General features: G+C 56.3%; 13 protein-coding genes. 2 read left to right on the forward strand and 11 right to left on the reverse strand.

The annotated features are described in order from the left end of the window. Positions 1-125: 125 nt before the first annotated feature. From D3871_RS14550 to D3871_RS14585, 9 genes are all read right to left on the reverse strand, one after another. Complete coding sequence (locus D3871_RS14550) at positions 126-851, reverse strand: amino acid ABC transporter ATP-binding protein (protein WP_119769543.1); 726 nt, start codon at positions 849-851, stop codon at positions 126-128. 85 nt (positions 852-936) lie between these two features. Next, positions 937-1626, reverse strand: a complete 690-nt coding sequence (locus D3871_RS14555; RefSeq protein ID WP_119769544.1) for an amino acid ABC transporter permease — start codon at positions 1624-1626, stop codon at positions 937-939. 2 nt (positions 1627-1628) lie between these two features. Beyond that, the gene (locus tag D3871_RS14560; protein WP_119769545.1) at positions 1629-2372 is read right to left on the reverse strand and encodes an amino acid ABC transporter permease; all 744 of its coding nucleotides are present in this window, start codon (positions 2370-2372) and stop codon (positions 1629-1631) included. A 158-nt stretch (positions 2373-2530) separates the two neighbouring features. Continuing rightward, positions 2531-3436 (reverse strand): transporter substrate-binding domain-containing protein, encoded by a 906-nt coding sequence (locus D3871_RS14565; protein ID WP_119769546.1) that lies wholly within the window; start codon positions 3434-3436, stop codon positions 2531-2533. Positions 3437-3691: 255 nt separating this feature from the next. Beyond that, positions 3692-4333, reverse strand: coding sequence for an amino acid ABC transporter substrate-binding protein (locus tag D3871_RS14570; protein WP_233575616.1), 642 nt, complete (start codon positions 4331-4333; stop codon positions 3692-3694). Positions 4334-4464: 131 nt separating this feature from the next. Further along, the gene (locus tag D3871_RS14575) at positions 4465-5751 is read right to left on the reverse strand and encodes a Glu/Leu/Phe/Val family dehydrogenase (protein WP_119769547.1); all 1287 of its coding nucleotides are present in this window, start codon (positions 5749-5751) and stop codon (positions 4465-4467) included. Positions 5752-5906: 155 nt separating this feature from the next. Then, the gene (locus D3871_RS14580; RefSeq protein ID WP_119769548.1) at positions 5907-6878 is read right to left on the reverse strand and encodes a LysR family transcriptional regulator; all 972 of its coding nucleotides are present in this window, start codon (positions 6876-6878) and stop codon (positions 5907-5909) included. Positions 6879-6887: 9 nt separating this feature from the next. Beyond that, positions 6888-7028, reverse strand: a complete 141-nt coding sequence (locus D3871_RS30235) for a hypothetical protein (RefSeq protein WP_158597941.1) — start codon at positions 7026-7028, stop codon at positions 6888-6890. 247 nt (positions 7029-7275) lie between these two features. Next, complete coding sequence (locus D3871_RS14585; RefSeq protein ID WP_119769549.1) at positions 7276-9135, reverse strand: ABCB family ABC transporter ATP-binding protein/permease; 1860 nt, start codon at positions 9133-9135, stop codon at positions 7276-7278. A gap of 94 nt (positions 9136-9229) precedes the next feature. Here D3871_RS14585 and D3871_RS14590 point away from each other — a divergent pair, with 94 nt between their 5' ends. Together D3871_RS14590 and D3871_RS14595 are read left to right on the forward strand one after the other, a co-directional pair. Further along, positions 9230-9637, forward strand: coding sequence for an acyl-CoA thioesterase (locus D3871_RS14590; RefSeq protein ID WP_119769550.1), 408 nt, complete (start codon positions 9230-9232; stop codon positions 9635-9637). Positions 9638-9719: 82 nt separating this feature from the next. After that, entirely contained in the window at positions 9720-11306 is a 1587-nt protein-coding gene (locus tag D3871_RS14595; protein ID WP_119769551.1) for an alkaline phosphatase D family protein, read from the forward strand. Between the two features lie 61 nt (positions 11307-11367). Here the strand turns inward: D3871_RS14595 and D3871_RS14600 are convergent, their stop codons facing one another. Continuing rightward, positions 11368-13050 carry a long-chain fatty acid--CoA ligase gene (locus D3871_RS14600; protein ID WP_119769552.1) on the reverse strand — a complete coding sequence of 561 codons (1683 nt, stop codon included), beginning with the start codon at positions 13048-13050 and terminating at the stop codon, positions 11368-11370. Between the two features lie 295 nt (positions 13051-13345). After that, positions 13346-14437, reverse strand: coding sequence for an aminopeptidase (locus tag D3871_RS14605; protein WP_420799648.1), 1092 nt, complete (start codon positions 14435-14437; stop codon positions 13346-13348). Between the last annotated feature and the right edge of the window lie 2 nt (positions 14438-14439).

Genomic DNA, 14439 nt, shown 5'->3' on the forward strand with positions numbered 1-14439 from the left:
CTTTCGTGTAGGTCGCTATTTTACCTGCGGACGTCCATGAAAGAACCCGGCTCCACCAGCAAAAAGGCCGATTCCGCAGCTTGCAGAATCGGCCCATGGCGGTATTTCATGCCGGCAGGCAATAATCAGTGAATGATTTTTGCGAGGAAGTCGCGTGCGCGCTCCGAACGCGGCGCTCCGAAAAATTCTTCCTTGGTACAGTCTTCGACGATGAAGCCCTTGTCCATGAACACCACACGGTTCGCAACTTTTTTGGCGAAGCCCATTTCATGCGTCACAACCATCATGGTCATGCCTTCCTGCGCGAGACCAACCATGACATCGAGCACCTCATTGATCATCTCGGGATCGAGCGCCGACGTCGGTTCATCGAACAGCATAGCAATCGGGTCCATCGACAACGCACGCGCAATGGCCACACGCTGCTGCTGGCCGCCGGAAAGTTGGCCCGGAAACTTGTCCTTTTGTGCCAATAGGCCGACGCGATCCAGATACTTCAAGCCCTTCTGCGTTGCTTCCTCTTCGCTACGGCCAAGCACCTTTACCTGGCCGATTGTCAGATTCTGCCGGATCGAGAGATGAGGAAACAATTCAAAATTCTGGAACACCATCCCGATACGCGCACGCAGCTTGGACAGGTTTGTCTTCGGGTCGCCGACTGCAATTCCATCTACCTTGATCTGCCCCTTCTGAAACGGTTCCAGACCGTTCACCGTTTTGATCAGTGTCGACTTGCCCGAACCGGACGGACCGCAGACAACCACTACCTCTCCCTTGGACACGCTGGTCGTGCAGTCGGTAAGGACTTGAAAGCTGCCATACCATTTGCTGACATCGTTTAATTCAATCATGTTTTCTCCTGAATTCTGTTCTGAAGCATTCTGTTTTTAGCCGGCCAGCGCCCTACCCGTGATCACACGGGCAGCTCGCCAGCAGTTATCGAATAATCGCGACCTTCTGCTGCAGACGCTTGACCAACAGGGACAAGCTGAAACACAGCACAAAGTAGACAACCGCGACGAACAGGTACATCTCAACCAGACGTCCGTCGCGCTGGGCGACTTTCGAAGCAGCACCAACGAAATCGGTAATCGACAATACATACACCAGCGAGACATCCTGGAACAGGACGATCGTTTGTGTCAGCAATACCGGAATCATGTTACGGAAAGCCTGCGGCAAGACGATGTTGCCCATGGTTTGCCAGTAATTCATCCCGAGCGCTTGCCCCGCCCACACCTGTCCGCGCGGGATCGACTGGATACCCGCCCGCATGATTTCGCAGTAATAAGCAGCTTCAAACAAAATGAAGGTGATCAACGAGGACGTGAATGCGCCCACCTTGATCGGTTCATTGGCACCGATGATCCAGGCGCCGATATAAGGAACCAGAAAGTAAAACCAGAAAATGACGAGCACCAATGGAACCGAGCGGATCAGATTCACATAGGTGGTCGCCACCGTCGAAATAAGCTTGTTGCTCGACAAGCGCATCATCGCAAGCAGGGTACCGATGACAATGCCGCCAACCATTGCCAGCCCGGTCAATTCCAGCGTGAATGCCATCCCGGTCTGGAACAGGTAGACCCAGCTGCGTTCGATGACGTCGAAATCAAAGTTGATCATGCTTACTTTCCTCCCGTTCCGGAAGTAATGTAGCCAGGCACCGCCACCTTCTTTTCAATGAAGCGCATCAGGTTGACGACGACGATATTGACCAGAATGTAAATGATGGTGGCGGCAGTGAAGGCTTCGAATACCTGAAAGGAAAACTCCTGCATCGAGCGCGCTCTGGCAGTCAATTCCATCAAACCAATCGTGAGCGCCACTGCGCTGTTCTTGATGATATTTAGAAATTCACTGGTGAGCGGCGGGATAACAATGCGAAACGCCATCGGCAGCAACACATAGCGATACGTTTGCGGCAAGGTCAGACCAAGCGCAGTACCCGCCATTTTTTGGCCGCGCGGCAGAGCATTGATGCCCGCGGATACCTGCACCGCGACGCGCGATGAGGTAAAAAAGCCAAGGCAGATCACTGCAGTAACGAACGGTGCGTTCGGCAATTGTTTAAGCCAGTCGCCTATCGCTGTCGGCACCAGTTCCGGCATGACGAAAAACCACAGGAACATTTGCACCAGCAGAGGTATGTTGCGGAACAGCTCGACATAACCATTGGCCAGGCGCACTGCCCACTTGTGCGGCATCGTGCGGATGGTCCCGATGATGGCGCCAAGGATGAGCGCCATGACCCATGCGATCAGCGCGGTTGCCAGTGTCCAGTACAAACCCGCCAACAGCGTGTCCATGTAGGTGCCGATGGCGTCGGGAGATCGCTCCCAGAAAATGCCCCAGTTCCAGTTGTAATTCATATCATGCCCTCGTTTCTTGCTGAAGTCTGTTTGTTTGCCTGCATCCGAGAATGCCGCGGCGTGGCGCGTGACTGTCTAACGTCGCCGTTTCATTGAAATCAGTTCACTACAAAAAACGGGAGGCGCCTGCCCCCCGTTTTGTCCTATGCCGTTACCGCTTATTTGTAAGCGGCCGGGTCACCGGAATCAGTTGGACTCGCAATGACTTTTTTCAGCTGATCATTCATCGGCCAGTTCAGATTGACACCCTTGGGTGGGATCGGCGACTGGAACCATTTTGCATAGATGCGGTTGATGTCGCCGGACTTGAATACCGCGACAATCGCATCGTCCACCACTTTCTTGAATGCCGGATCGTCGCGACGCATCATGATGCCGTAGGGCTCGAGCTCAAGCGCGTCCTTGGTGATCGAGTAATCGGCGGGCGACTTGGAATTCGCCGCCAGCGATGCCAGCAGAATATCGTCCATCAGGAAGGCAACTGCACGGCCGGTCTCAACCATCAGGAAAGCCTCGGCATGATCCTTGGCCGACAAGATGTTCAAGCCCAGATTCCTTTCGGTATTGAGACCGGTGATCTGACGCATCGACGTTGTACCGGCAGTCGACACCAGGGTCTTGCCCTTCAGGTCGTTAAGCGAACTGACGTTCGCCGACTTCTTTGCCAGGAGACGGTTACCCGATACGAAGGTAGTCGGGGCAAATGCAACCTGCTTCTGACGCTCGATATTGTTGGTGGTCGAACCGCACTCAAGGTCAATGGTGCCGTTGGCCATCAGCGGGATACGCGTTGCCGAAGTAACCGGATTCAACTTGACGTTCAGCTGGGTCAGGCCAAGATGCTTTTGCAGCGCCGTGACGGCCTTCAGGCACAGGTCGATCGAATAGCCTTGGTACGACTGCTTGTCGTCGAGGTAGGAGAACGGAATCGAAGAGTCCCGAACACCCAGTGTAATGGAGCCCGAATCCTTGATCTTTTTCAGTGTGCCGCTCTCTTGAGCTTGCGCGGCTCCTGCGATGACCCCTGCGCCGATCAGGACAGCGATCAATTTTGCTAGTTTCATTTTATCTCCTGGAAAAAAAGTAGCAAGTTAGTGTACCAAAAGCTATCTTTATTAAGCATGATTTCTGTTCGATTTAAGGCGGATAGATAGCTCTATTTCCTTGTAATCGAACATGTTCTTGTTTTTGCTGTTGCGCAATACGTACTTTTACGGATCAGCTCCTTAGGAATAAGGCTTCATCAACCGTCCCTTAGTCGCCCACCTTGTCGGTCGGAAAACGGAAGGTATCCCTCAGTAAATGCCCCATAGGCATGTTCATGTTGATTCCTTTGGGCGGGATCGCGGTTTTAAACCATTTGCCATAGAGCTTAAGGATTTCGCCATCGTGGATGATTCGGCATGATCGCGACCTTCGATAAGCTTAAGACTGAGGGCGCGCACCTTGTCGCGCTCAATCAACAGCTTGACGATAGTCGTGCCCTTGGTCGTCACGACCTGTTTGTCGCGCAGATCCGAGCAGTTGGCGATCCCCGAATCAGTACGCACGACCATCCGTGCAGCCGCGAAAAAGTGGGGAATGGTGAAGGCTACCTGCTTGCGCCGTTCGGCATTATTGGTGGTGGATCCGCATTCGAGGTCGGCCTTGCCATCCATGATGGCCGGGATGCGGGTACTTGGTGTGACTGCGAGGTAATCGACGTTCAGCCGGTCCAGTTTCAGTTCGCGGCGAACCGCATCTGCGATTTTGACGCAGAGATCAACCGCATAGCCGATTAGCTTCTTGCCGGCGTCATAATAAGAAAACGGAACCGACGCTTCGCGGTGCGCGATGGTGATGGTGCGGCTATCCCGGATTTTTGCCAGAGTATCGGCAGCGGAGGCCGAAGTGGCGGGCAGACAGCATGAAGCCGCCAAGCAAACGCTGAGAATACGCTTAGCCGTAGTGGCGTGGTGCATAAGGTCTCCATCTCATGCTGCAGGGACAGCATAACGGCGGTAATCGGAATTGCAGATCTACCGCCGCGCCCTGTCTGTGCAGCCACCGGTACATTGCCGGCAGCTTGCCTGTGATCAGTGCATCCGATGTATCAGGGGTAAAGCCCTCGCATTTCCCGTGCCTGCAATACGCGGGTACAAGCAACGATGAACGCGGCGGTTCGCAAGGATACTTTCTTTTCGTCCGCGAGTTGCCATACTGACGTAAAAGCCTCACGCATGATGCGTGTCAGGCGCTGGTTGATTTCATCTTCGGTCCAGAAGAAACTGGAAAAATCCTGCACCCACTCGAAGTAGCTGACGGTCACGCCGCCGGCATTGGCGATGACATCCGGAACGATCAACACGCCTTTGTCATGCAAAATGTCGTCGGCTGCCGGTGTCGTGGGGCCATTGGCGCCTTCCAGAATGATTTTTGCGCGAATCTTTGCGGCATTGGCTTCGGTGATCTGTTGCTCGAGCGCGGCGGGAATCAGAATGTCGCAATCGACTTCCCAGAAACGGCTGCGGTCGCTCACGATATCGGCGCCGCCGAAGCCGGCGACACTGCCGTGCTGGGTAACATGCGCCTGCAGCGCCGTCACGTCAATTCCACTGTCTCGCACCACGGTGGTGACGTGGTCTTGCACCGCAACGATCTTAGCGCCGGCTTCGACAAAAAGCCGGGCAGCAATGCCGCCGACGTTACCGAACCCTTGTACGGCCACGCGCGCACCCTTGATCTCCAGTCCGCGTCGGGCGGCCGCTTCGCAGCCTACGACATAGACGCCACGCCCCGTCGCTTCATGCCGGCCCAGGCTGCCGCCGAGCGAGATGGGTTTGCCGGTCACCACGCCGGACGCGGTGCTCCCCTGGTTCATGGAATAGGTATCCATCATCCAGGCCATGATTTGCTCATTGGTGTTGACGTCGGGCGCCGGAATATCCTTGTTCGGGCCGATGATGATATTGATTTCGCTGGTATAGCGGCGGGTGAGCCGCTGCAGTTCGCCCATCGACAAGGTCTTCGGATCGACCCGGACGCCGCCCTTGGCACCGCCGTACGGCACATTGACCGCGGCATTCTTGACCGTCATCCAGGCCGACAGCGCCATCACCTCGGACAGCGTGACATCCTGGTGGAAGCGAACCCCGCCCTTGCCTGGGCCGCGCGAGGTATTGTGCTGCACGCGATAGCCTTCAAAGTGGGCGATGCTGCCGTCGTCGCGTTCGATCGGCACGTCGACGATGAGGATACGTTTCGGCCGTTTCAGGGTTTCGACCCAGCGGGCCAGCGTCCCGAGGTGCGGAGTAACGCGGTCGATCTGTTCGAGATAGACGCCCCAGGGGCCGATCTCGCGCTGTGTCAGATAGGAAGGGACTTCATGTTGAATGGACATGGTGCGGTTGCTCCTTGTAAGTTCAGTCGGCCGCCATCACGGTGGCACTCGATACAGGAAGGGATGCTAGTGCAACGCATTGCACCAAATCCAATGCTTTGTAAGCATGTAACTATGCATGAAATGCATAACTATGTCTTACCGCGAAAAATCAGTCACACGGCTTTTTTCGCTGCCTTGCCCGACTTGCGCGGTCGTCCGGCAACCTCGCCTCGTTCGACCAGATATTCCCAAAGCCGCGACACGATCGGCTTGCCCGGGCGCTGAGACGAAGGTCGTTCACGGTAGAGGCGAATCTCCATGCTGAGTTCCCAGTCAGCTTGTCCAGCATCGGCGCGCGCGAGCTGTTTTTGCTTCACTTCGCGCGGCACTGCCGACTCGGGCAGAAAAGCGATGCCATGGCCTTCGAGCGCCATCATCTTCAAACCTTCCGCCATATCGGTTTCGTAGCGCTTTTCCAGATGCAGCGGCCGCTTGGCATCGGCGAGTATCAGGTCGACCATGCGGCCAAGATAAGCATTGCTGGTATAGGACAGAAACGGTAGCGGCGCTTTTGCACTGCCTGGCAACAGCAATTCGGGCACACCTGCTTTGTTGCAACGGGCGTAAGCGCGCAATGCTTCATTGCCGAGCGTAAGCATGTCATAGCGGCTGGCATCGAGCTGGACCGGCTGACGCGGGTGGTGATAACACAGCAGCAGATCGCAGCCGCCTTCCACCATGGTCAACACCGCATCGTGTACGTTGAGGGCGATCAGGCGCGAGTTCAGCGTGCCAAATCCATCTTTCAGCTCCGTCATCCATTTCGGCATGAAGGTCAGCGACAAGGTGTGTGGCACCGCAAAATCGACTGTAGTGTGTGCTGTTGGGCGTTTTCCGCGCATTAGCGCACGCGCGCTATTGATCTGACCGAGCATTTCCAGCGCCTGCTCGTAAAACACTTCGCCCGCCGGGGTCAGTCGCGTCGGATAAGAAGTGCGGTCAATCAGGTCGGCGCCCAGCCATGCTTCCAGCGATTGAATGCGACGCGAGAACGCTGGCTGCGTCACATGGCGCAACTCAGCCGAGCGGCTGAAGCTGCGTGTTTCCGCCAACGAAATGAAATCTTCCAGCCATTTGGTTTCCATGGCGCTATGTTAGAGCAGTTTCACCCTGACTGTGCCGCCGATGCCGGACGCTTTGCCCGCGGCACGGCGTTGCGGCTCCTTGCCATGGCTCGCCATGTCGCGTCGCCGCGCCTTGTTCCACGAGCAAATCGCCTCGGCCTCGACTGGCAAGTCAGGGTGAAACTGCTCTAGGAGTCTGCGCGGCAGAAGGCGTCGAAGCGAAATGGGTGGGAAAAGATCCCAGTTTGATCCCGCTTTCGAGGACTGTAGCCGTAGCTACAGCCGGAGAAACGGGGTCGAAGTGGGACTTTTCTCCGCCCATTGCAGCCGACGCATTTCTGCCGCGCAGACTCCTAGTCGCCTTCCCGCCGCGAAGCAAAGTGCCGCCTCAGGCAGGCGCCAAGGCCGGTTTCTTCATCTACGCCACGATGGATTCTGCGTCGCGATCGTCGGCACGCGGGGAGGAAACAGGCACCTCTTGGCGCGCCTGCTGACGTTCCCACATCTGCGCGTATGCACCGTTTTGCGCCAACAGCTGCCCATGTGTACCGCGCTCGATGATGCGCCCATGGTCAAGCACCAGGATTTGCGAAGCATCGGCAATCGTCGATAAGCGATGCGCGATGACAAGGGTGGTGCGATCCTTGGCGATCTCTTTCAATTGCGCCTGGATCGCCTGTTCGGCACGAGAATCGAGCGCCGAAGTCGCTTCATCGAAAATCAGGATCGCGGGATTTTTCAGCAGGGTGCGCGCAATTGCGACACGCTGCTTTTCTCCGCCCGACAACTTGAGACCGCGTTCGCCCACCATGCTGCCGTAGCCGTCAGGCAGGCTTTCGATAAAGTCATGAATATAGGCCGCCTTCGCCGCCGCCACGATTTCTTCACGCGTAGCGTCCGGCTTGCCATAGGCGATGTTGTATTCGATCGTGTCATTGAACAGCACTGTGTCCTGCGGCACGATCCCGATCGACTTGCGCAGCGAAGTTTGCGTCACATTGCGTAAATCCTGTCCATCGATGGTGATGCTTCCGGCATTGATGTCATAGAAACGGAACAGCAGGCGCGACAGCGTCGACTTGCCGGAACCGCTATGACCGACGACCGCAGTCGTGGTACCGGCGGCGATCGTAAAGTCGACATCAAACAGGATCTGGCGTTTTGCCTCGTAGCTGAAGTCGACATGGGCGAACTTCACTTCCGCACCTTTCACTGCAAGTGGCTGTGCATTCGGGACGTCGGCCACTTCGCGATGCTGGTCGAGCAACTTGAACAAGCGCTCCATATCGGCCAGGCTTTGTTTGATCTCGCGATAGATGACGCCGAGAAAGTTAAGTGGAATATACAACTGGATCATGAATGCGTTGACCAGCACCAGATCACCCAGCGTCATGGTTCCGTCGATGACGCCCTGCGTTGCCCGCCAAAGAATCAGCGTGACCGCGGTCGCAATAATGAGGGATTGCCCGGTATTGAGGATAGAGAGCGATGTCTGCGATTTAACCGCGGCCGTTTCCCAGTTCTGCATGCTGTGGTCGTAGCGTCGCGCTTCATAATCTTCATTGCCGAAATACTTGACGGTCTCGTAATTGATCAGGGAATCGATTGCGCGCGTATTCGCCTTCGAATCCAGATCATTCATCGTACGGCGGAAATTGGTGCGCCACTCGGTAACCGCCACGGTGAAACCGATATAGACAAGCAAGGCCACGATCGTGATGCCGGCAAACCAGATGTCGTAATGCAGCACGAGATAACCGATCACCAAGGTAATTTCAACCAGCGTCGGCAGGATGCTGTACAGCGTGTACGACACCAGCGAAGAAATGCCGCGCGATCCGCGTTCGATGTCGCGCGTCATCCCGCCGGTCTGGCGGTTCAGATGGAAGCGCAGCGACAATGAGTGCAAATGACGGAATACCTGCAGCGCAATGGTACGGACTGCACTCTGGGTGACCTTGGCAAATACGAATTCGCGCAGTTCGGTGAACATCGTCGTGCACAGGCGCAAGGCGCCATAGGCGACCAGAATGCCCACAGGCAGCACCAGCAAGGCCTTCGGGTTGTCCGGGCTGATCGTCATGTGATCGATCAAGGCCTTCAGCACCAGCGGCACGCCGACATTGGCCACCTTGGCGCCGACCAGAAAAGTCAGCGCCAGCAACACCCGCCACTTGTAAGCCCACAAATACGGAAGCAGGGTCTTGAGCGTTGCCCAGTCGTTGCGTGTACCTTGATTGGCGGGAGGTTCGGAAGAAGAAACTGGGTGACGTCGCATGAAAATTGGTCTTTGGAATGGTTTATGCTGTGGCTTTAACGATTGTAGCCCAGCGCCTGTCGTCTAACAGGTGAGGTAAAAAAGGAGAACCGCAATGACAAACAAACACCAGACCACTCTTCCCGAAGGAAAAGTTCCACAATTGCGGGTGATGCCGATGCCGGCCGATGCCAATGTGCATGGCGACGTCTTCGGCGGCTGGATCATGGCACAGGTCGACATCGCCGGCTCGCTGCCGGCGGTACGGCGCTCCAACGGACGCGTGGCAACGATTGCTGTCAATTCCTTTGTCTTCAAGCAGCCGGTGTTCGTCGGCGATCTGTTGTCTTTCTACGCAGACATTGTCAAGGTCGGCACCACCTCGATCACCATCAATGTCGAAGTCTATGCCGAGCGCAATCGGCTGCAAGTCGAAACCGTCAAGGTGACCGAAGCGACACTGACGTACGTGGCAACAGATGAAAAGCGCCAACGACGCCAGATCCCGCCTGTCGCCGAATAAACCACATCCGGTCCTCGACGCCCACCCTGCGGAGAGTGCTTGCTGCAAGGGCTTGGGTGTCCGACCTTTCCGCTAATTCAACATGCGAACCGACCGCCGACTCTTCCTTGCCCGCTGTATGCGGCTGACCTATCTCGCCGCGCTCTCGGCATCCTTTCCCGGCTTGGCGCTGGGCCGCACGGCATCGTACCCATTTACGCTGGGCGTTGCTTCCGGTTCCCCGCGTTCCAGGAGTGTGGTGCTGTGGACACGTATCTTGCCCGACCCGCTCAATGCCTCGTCATCGGGTTCGCAACCGTTTGCGGTGCAGTGGGAAATAGCAGAAGACGAGGCATTCAAGCGAATTGCAGCGAAGGGTACGGCAATCGCTTTGCCCGAACTCGCACATAGCGTACACGTCGATGCAAGCGGTTTGCATCCTGGTCAATGGTATTGGTACCGTTTCATGCTGGGCGACGCCGTCAGCCCGACCGGCCGTACACGTACGGCGCCAGCCGCCGATGCAACGCCATCTTCGCTGCGGCTGGCGGTCGCTTCCTGCCAGCACTGGGAATTTGGCACCTATGCAGCACACCAGCACATCGCCACTGAGGCGCCGGATCTTGTCGCTTTTTTGGGCGATTACATTTACGAATGGGGCCAGTACGACCTGGTTCACCCTGCAGCGCCGCGCAAGCGCGTCAATGAAAGCCTGACCTTGGCGGATTACCGCGCGCGGTATGCGCAATACAAGTCCGACCCGCAGTTGCAGGCGTCACACCAGGCCGCGCCATGGCTCGTAACCTGGGACGATCATGAAGTAGCCAACGACTATGGCAAGGATCGTGACGAAAGACTGGATGCCAACTTCCTCGCGCGCCGCGCTGCAGCGTATCAGGCTTTCTATGAACACATGCCGGTGCGCCTGCCGGCTTTGCCCGACGGGCCGCAAGCGTTTGCCCATATGCGCATCTATGACCGGTTCGACTGGGGACGGCTCGCACGCTTTCATGTGCTTGATGACCGCCAGTACCGCTCGTATCAAGCCTGCCCACCACCAGGACGTGGCGGATCTACCTCGGTCTCGGCTGCCTGCAGTGAACGCAACGAGGCAACACGTACACTGCTCGGCGACGAGCAGGAAAAATGGTTATCGGAAGGCCTTGGATCGTCCCGTGCGCAATGGAACTTTATTGCGCAGCAGACGCTGATGGCGCAGTGTTCTCACGCACCCATTGGAAATGAAGGGGACGGCCGTTTCTGGAATGACGGTTGGGACGGCTATCCTGCGGCACGGTCGCGATTATTCCGCGAACTGATGAAGCATGATGTGGGCAATCCGGTCGTGCTGTCCGGTGACGTGCATACTTTTTATGCGGCCGAATTGCGGCCGGATTTCAACCGCCCTGTTTCCACGGACAATCCGGTCGTCGCGACTGAATTCTGCGGCACGTCCATCACATCGAATTCGCGCCCGCAATCTCGAGTCGACCAATACCTCGCACATAATCCGCATATCAAATACGGTCGTAGCGACATGCGCGGCTACATGTTGCTGGAACTGCAGCCCGGCCAGCTGTCGATGCGCTTCCAAGGCTTGGCAGACGTACGACAGGCAAGATCTCCGGTATCGACGATTGCCCGTTTCATCGTAGAGGATGGTAAGCCGGGACTGGTCAAAACAGGATAATGCTGACGAAAAAAAACCGCCTGCGAACCAGGCGGTTTTTTTGTTTGCGGAAGCTGATTGCTTACGCGGCTTTCTTTTCGTCGCGCAGTTCGCGGCGCAGAATCTTGCCGACATTGGTCTTCGGCAGTTCATCGCGGAACTCGATGTACTTCGGCTTCTTGTAGGCAGTGAACTGTTCCTTGCAGTAGTTCATCAATTCGTCGACGGTCAGCGATGGATCCTTGCGTACCACGAAGAGTTTGACCGCTTCGCCGGAATTCGCATCTGGCACGCCGACGCATGCACATTCCAGCACGCCCGGATGCGCAGCCACGACGCCTTCGATCTCATTCGGATAAACATTGAAGCCCGACACCAGAATCATGTCTTTCTTGCGATCGACGATCTTCACGAAACCGCGTTCGTCCATCACGCCGACGTCGCCCGACTTGAAGAAGCCATCCGGCGTCATGACCTTTGCCGTCTCATCCGGACGGTTCCAGTATCCAGCCATGACTTGCGGACCGCGAATCGATATTTCTCCAGGCTGGCCCAGCGGAACTGGCTGGCCGGCATCGTCAAGAATGGTGATTTCGGTACTCGGGATCGGCAGGCCGATGCTGCCCGAAAACTCGGTTGCAGTAGCCGGATTGCAAGTCGCCGTCGGCGCGGTTTCGGACAAACCATAACCTTCGACAATCGGGCAACCGGTGACTTTCAGCCATTTGTCGGCAACCGCCTGTTGCACGGCCATGCCGCCACCGTTGCAAATCTTCAGGCTGGAAAAATCGAGCTTGGCAAATTCGGGGTTGTTCAGCAAGCCGTTGTACAGCGTATTGACAGCCGGCAGCAGGTTGAACCGGTGCTTGCCCAGTTCCTTGATAAAGCCGGGAATGTCGCGCGGGTTGGGAATGAGAATATTCATCGCGCCCCAACGGGTTCCCATCAGCATGCAGGCCGTCAATGCAAAGATATGGTAAAGCGGCAACGCGCACACGATGGTCAGAGGATCGATCTTCGGTTCCTGGTTGAGCGCCGGCTGAGCCCATGCATCGTTTTGCAGGACATTCGCAATCACGCAACGGTGCGTGAGCGTCGCGCCTTTCGATACGCCAGTCGTGCCGCCTGTATACTGCAAGAAGGCCAGGTCATCGTGGTTGAGTTCGACTGGCTTGAGCGTCATGCGCGCACCATCCGAGAGGACTTGCTTGAAGCGGATGGCATTGGGCAAGGAGAACGCGGGCACCATTTTCTTTACGTTGCGTACAACGAAGTTGACCAGCATGCCTTTGGCGGCGCCCAGCATTTCGCCCATGCTTGCGACCACCACATGCTTGACCTTGGTCCTGCCGATGACCTGCTCGAGCGTGGTCGCGAAGTTTTCCAAAATGATGATCGCTTCGGCGCCGGAATCATTAAGCTGATGTTCGAGTTCGCGCGGTGTATAAAGCGGATTCACATTGACCACGCAATAGCCGGCGCGCAGCACGCCGGCAATCGCGACCGGATACTGCAAGACATTCGGCATCATGATGGCTACGCGCGCGCCCTTCTTCAAACCACGTGCCTGCAACCACGCGCCCACCATCTTCGACATCCCGTCGAGTTCGCCATAGGTCATGAACTTATCCATGCATACATAGGCATTGCGAGATGCGAATTTACGGAATGACTCCTCGAGCAGATGTACCAGCGAGCGATATTGGGTCGGATCGATTTCTGCGGGTACGCCCGGGGGATAGGATTTCAGCCAAAGCTTTTCCATTGTCTGCCTCTTACATTGGTGGGATTGGTTATGCGGCCATAAATAAAAGAACGACCGATTCTTTTTTTGTTAGCGTAGATGCTATCGGGCGGCGTCCACACTTGCAAGTCTTTTACGCGACATCAGAATAATCCTTCTAGCGAATTTATGTTTTTGCGGCGCAGCAATATCGCATAGGTGACAATTGCGGCACAGGGCTGCGACGCGCATAAAAAAAGCGGTCATCAAGACCGCTTTTTATTTTGTGATGAGACGTAGACCTGTCGTGTCGACCAAGCGATCTGAATCGTTCGCTTCAACGCATGTCGTTGCCCAGCGTATTCCCGGCGGTGACCGACGTCGATTCACCCAGGCCGGCAAGTTGACGATGACGTTCATCCTTATTCAGGGTAGACAGGGAACGCACGGCAGCATAAAACTTGCCAAGGTCCTTTTGCTTCGCAAGCATGGCGCGAAAGCCCGGTACGAAATCATGGTAAGTGGCAATCGCCGACAGATGCGCATTTGACAGCGGTTCCGCGAACCAGCGATCATAACCGCTGTAGCCGCCCCAGTTCTCTTTCAGCACCAGGTATTCATCCTTGAGCGCCTGAAAGATGGCAGCCTTTTCCTTGCGCTTGTCGTCATCGCTGACATCCCGTTCATAGTTGGCCGTTAACGCCTTGCGCTGCTTGAGCAGCAGCGCCAGAAAATCGCGCTTGCGTTCCTTGTACGCGCCATAGGCCTTGCGGGTCTTTTCGTCGCCATGCAGTTCCATCCAGCGTTCAACACCTGCTTCTTCGACCGCAACGGCAAAGGACTCGTTGAATTTGGAATCACCCGGCACGTACACCACTTGATGCGCCAGTTCGTGAAAGACCAGGCGCGCCAGCTCGCCGTCCGGATACTGGATGAAAGTCGACAGCACCGGATCCTTGAACCAGCCCAGCGTCGAATAAGCAGGCACGCCGGACACTTCGACGTCATACTTTTCCGCCCGCAGTTCGGCCGCATAGGCTTGCGCCTCACCCTTGCTGTAGTAGCCGCGATAATTGACGCAGCCAGCCACCGGGAAACACCATTGCAAGGGCTTGAGCGACAGCTCAGGGGTGGCGACCACATTCCACATCACATAAGGTCGCTTGAGGTCGGCGTAAGTGGTGTAGCTGTCATTGTCGGGCAAGCCAAGTTCGCGGGCAGCGAATGCACGGATTTCCTTTACCCGCGTCAAGCGACTCTTCAATTTTCCTTCAGTGCCGGGACTGGAAATCCATTCATCGATCGGTCGCGCCTCCGACAGCAGCGAGAATTGCCCGTGTGCCGCCTGCACGAAATATCCGATCTGCGCGCAACCGCCAACCAAGACTGCGATCCCGCAGCATACCAATGCCCGCCACTTCATCTTCATTT

The sequence above is a fragment of the Noviherbaspirillum saxi genome, assembly GCF_003591035.1.
Taxonomy (GTDB): domain Bacteria; phylum Pseudomonadota; class Gammaproteobacteria; order Burkholderiales; family Burkholderiaceae_D; genus Noviherbaspirillum; species Noviherbaspirillum saxi.

Bases quoted from the DNA above. Each gene is read 5' to 3' on its own strand.
- D3871_RS14550 (WP_119769543.1), bottom strand. From the start codon at position 851: ATGATTGAATTAAACGATGTCAGCAAATGGTATGGCAGCTTTCAAGTC.
- D3871_RS14555 (WP_119769544.1), bottom strand. From the start codon at position 1,626: ATGATCAACTTTGATTTCGACGTCATCGAACGCAGCTGGGTCTACCTG.
- D3871_RS14560 (WP_119769545.1), bottom strand. From the start codon at position 2,372: ATGAATTACAACTGGAACTGGGGCATTTTCTGGGAGCGATCTCCCGAC.
- D3871_RS14565 (WP_119769546.1), bottom strand. From the start codon at position 3,436: ATGAAACTAGCAAAATTGATCGCTGTCCTGATCGGCGCAGGGGTCATC.
- D3871_RS14570 (WP_233575616.1), bottom strand. From the start codon at position 4,333: ATGCACCACGCCACTACGGCTAAGCGTATTCTCAGCGTTTGCTTGGCG.
- D3871_RS14575 (WP_119769547.1), bottom strand. From the start codon at position 5,751: ATGTCCATTCAACATGAAGTCCCTTCCTATCTGACACAGCGCGAGATC.
- D3871_RS14580 (WP_119769548.1), bottom strand. From the start codon at position 6,878: ATGGAAACCAAATGGCTGGAAGATTTCATTTCGTTGGCGGAAACACGC.
- D3871_RS14585 (WP_119769549.1), bottom strand. From the start codon at position 9,135: ATGCGACGTCACCCAGTTTCTTCTTCCGAACCTCCCGCCAATCAAGGT.
- D3871_RS14590 (WP_119769550.1), top strand. From the start codon at position 9,230: ATGACAAACAAACACCAGACCACTCTTCCCGAAGGAAAAGTTCCACAA.
- D3871_RS14595 (WP_119769551.1), top strand. From the start codon at position 9,720: ATGCGAACCGACCGCCGACTCTTCCTTGCCCGCTGTATGCGGCTGACC.
- D3871_RS14600 (WP_119769552.1), bottom strand. From the start codon at position 13,050: ATGGAAAAGCTTTGGCTGAAATCCTATCCCCCGGGCGTACCCGCAGAA.
- D3871_RS14605 (WP_420799648.1), bottom strand. From the start codon at position 14,437: ATGAAGATGAAGTGGCGGGCATTGGTATGCTGCGGGATCGCAGTCTTG.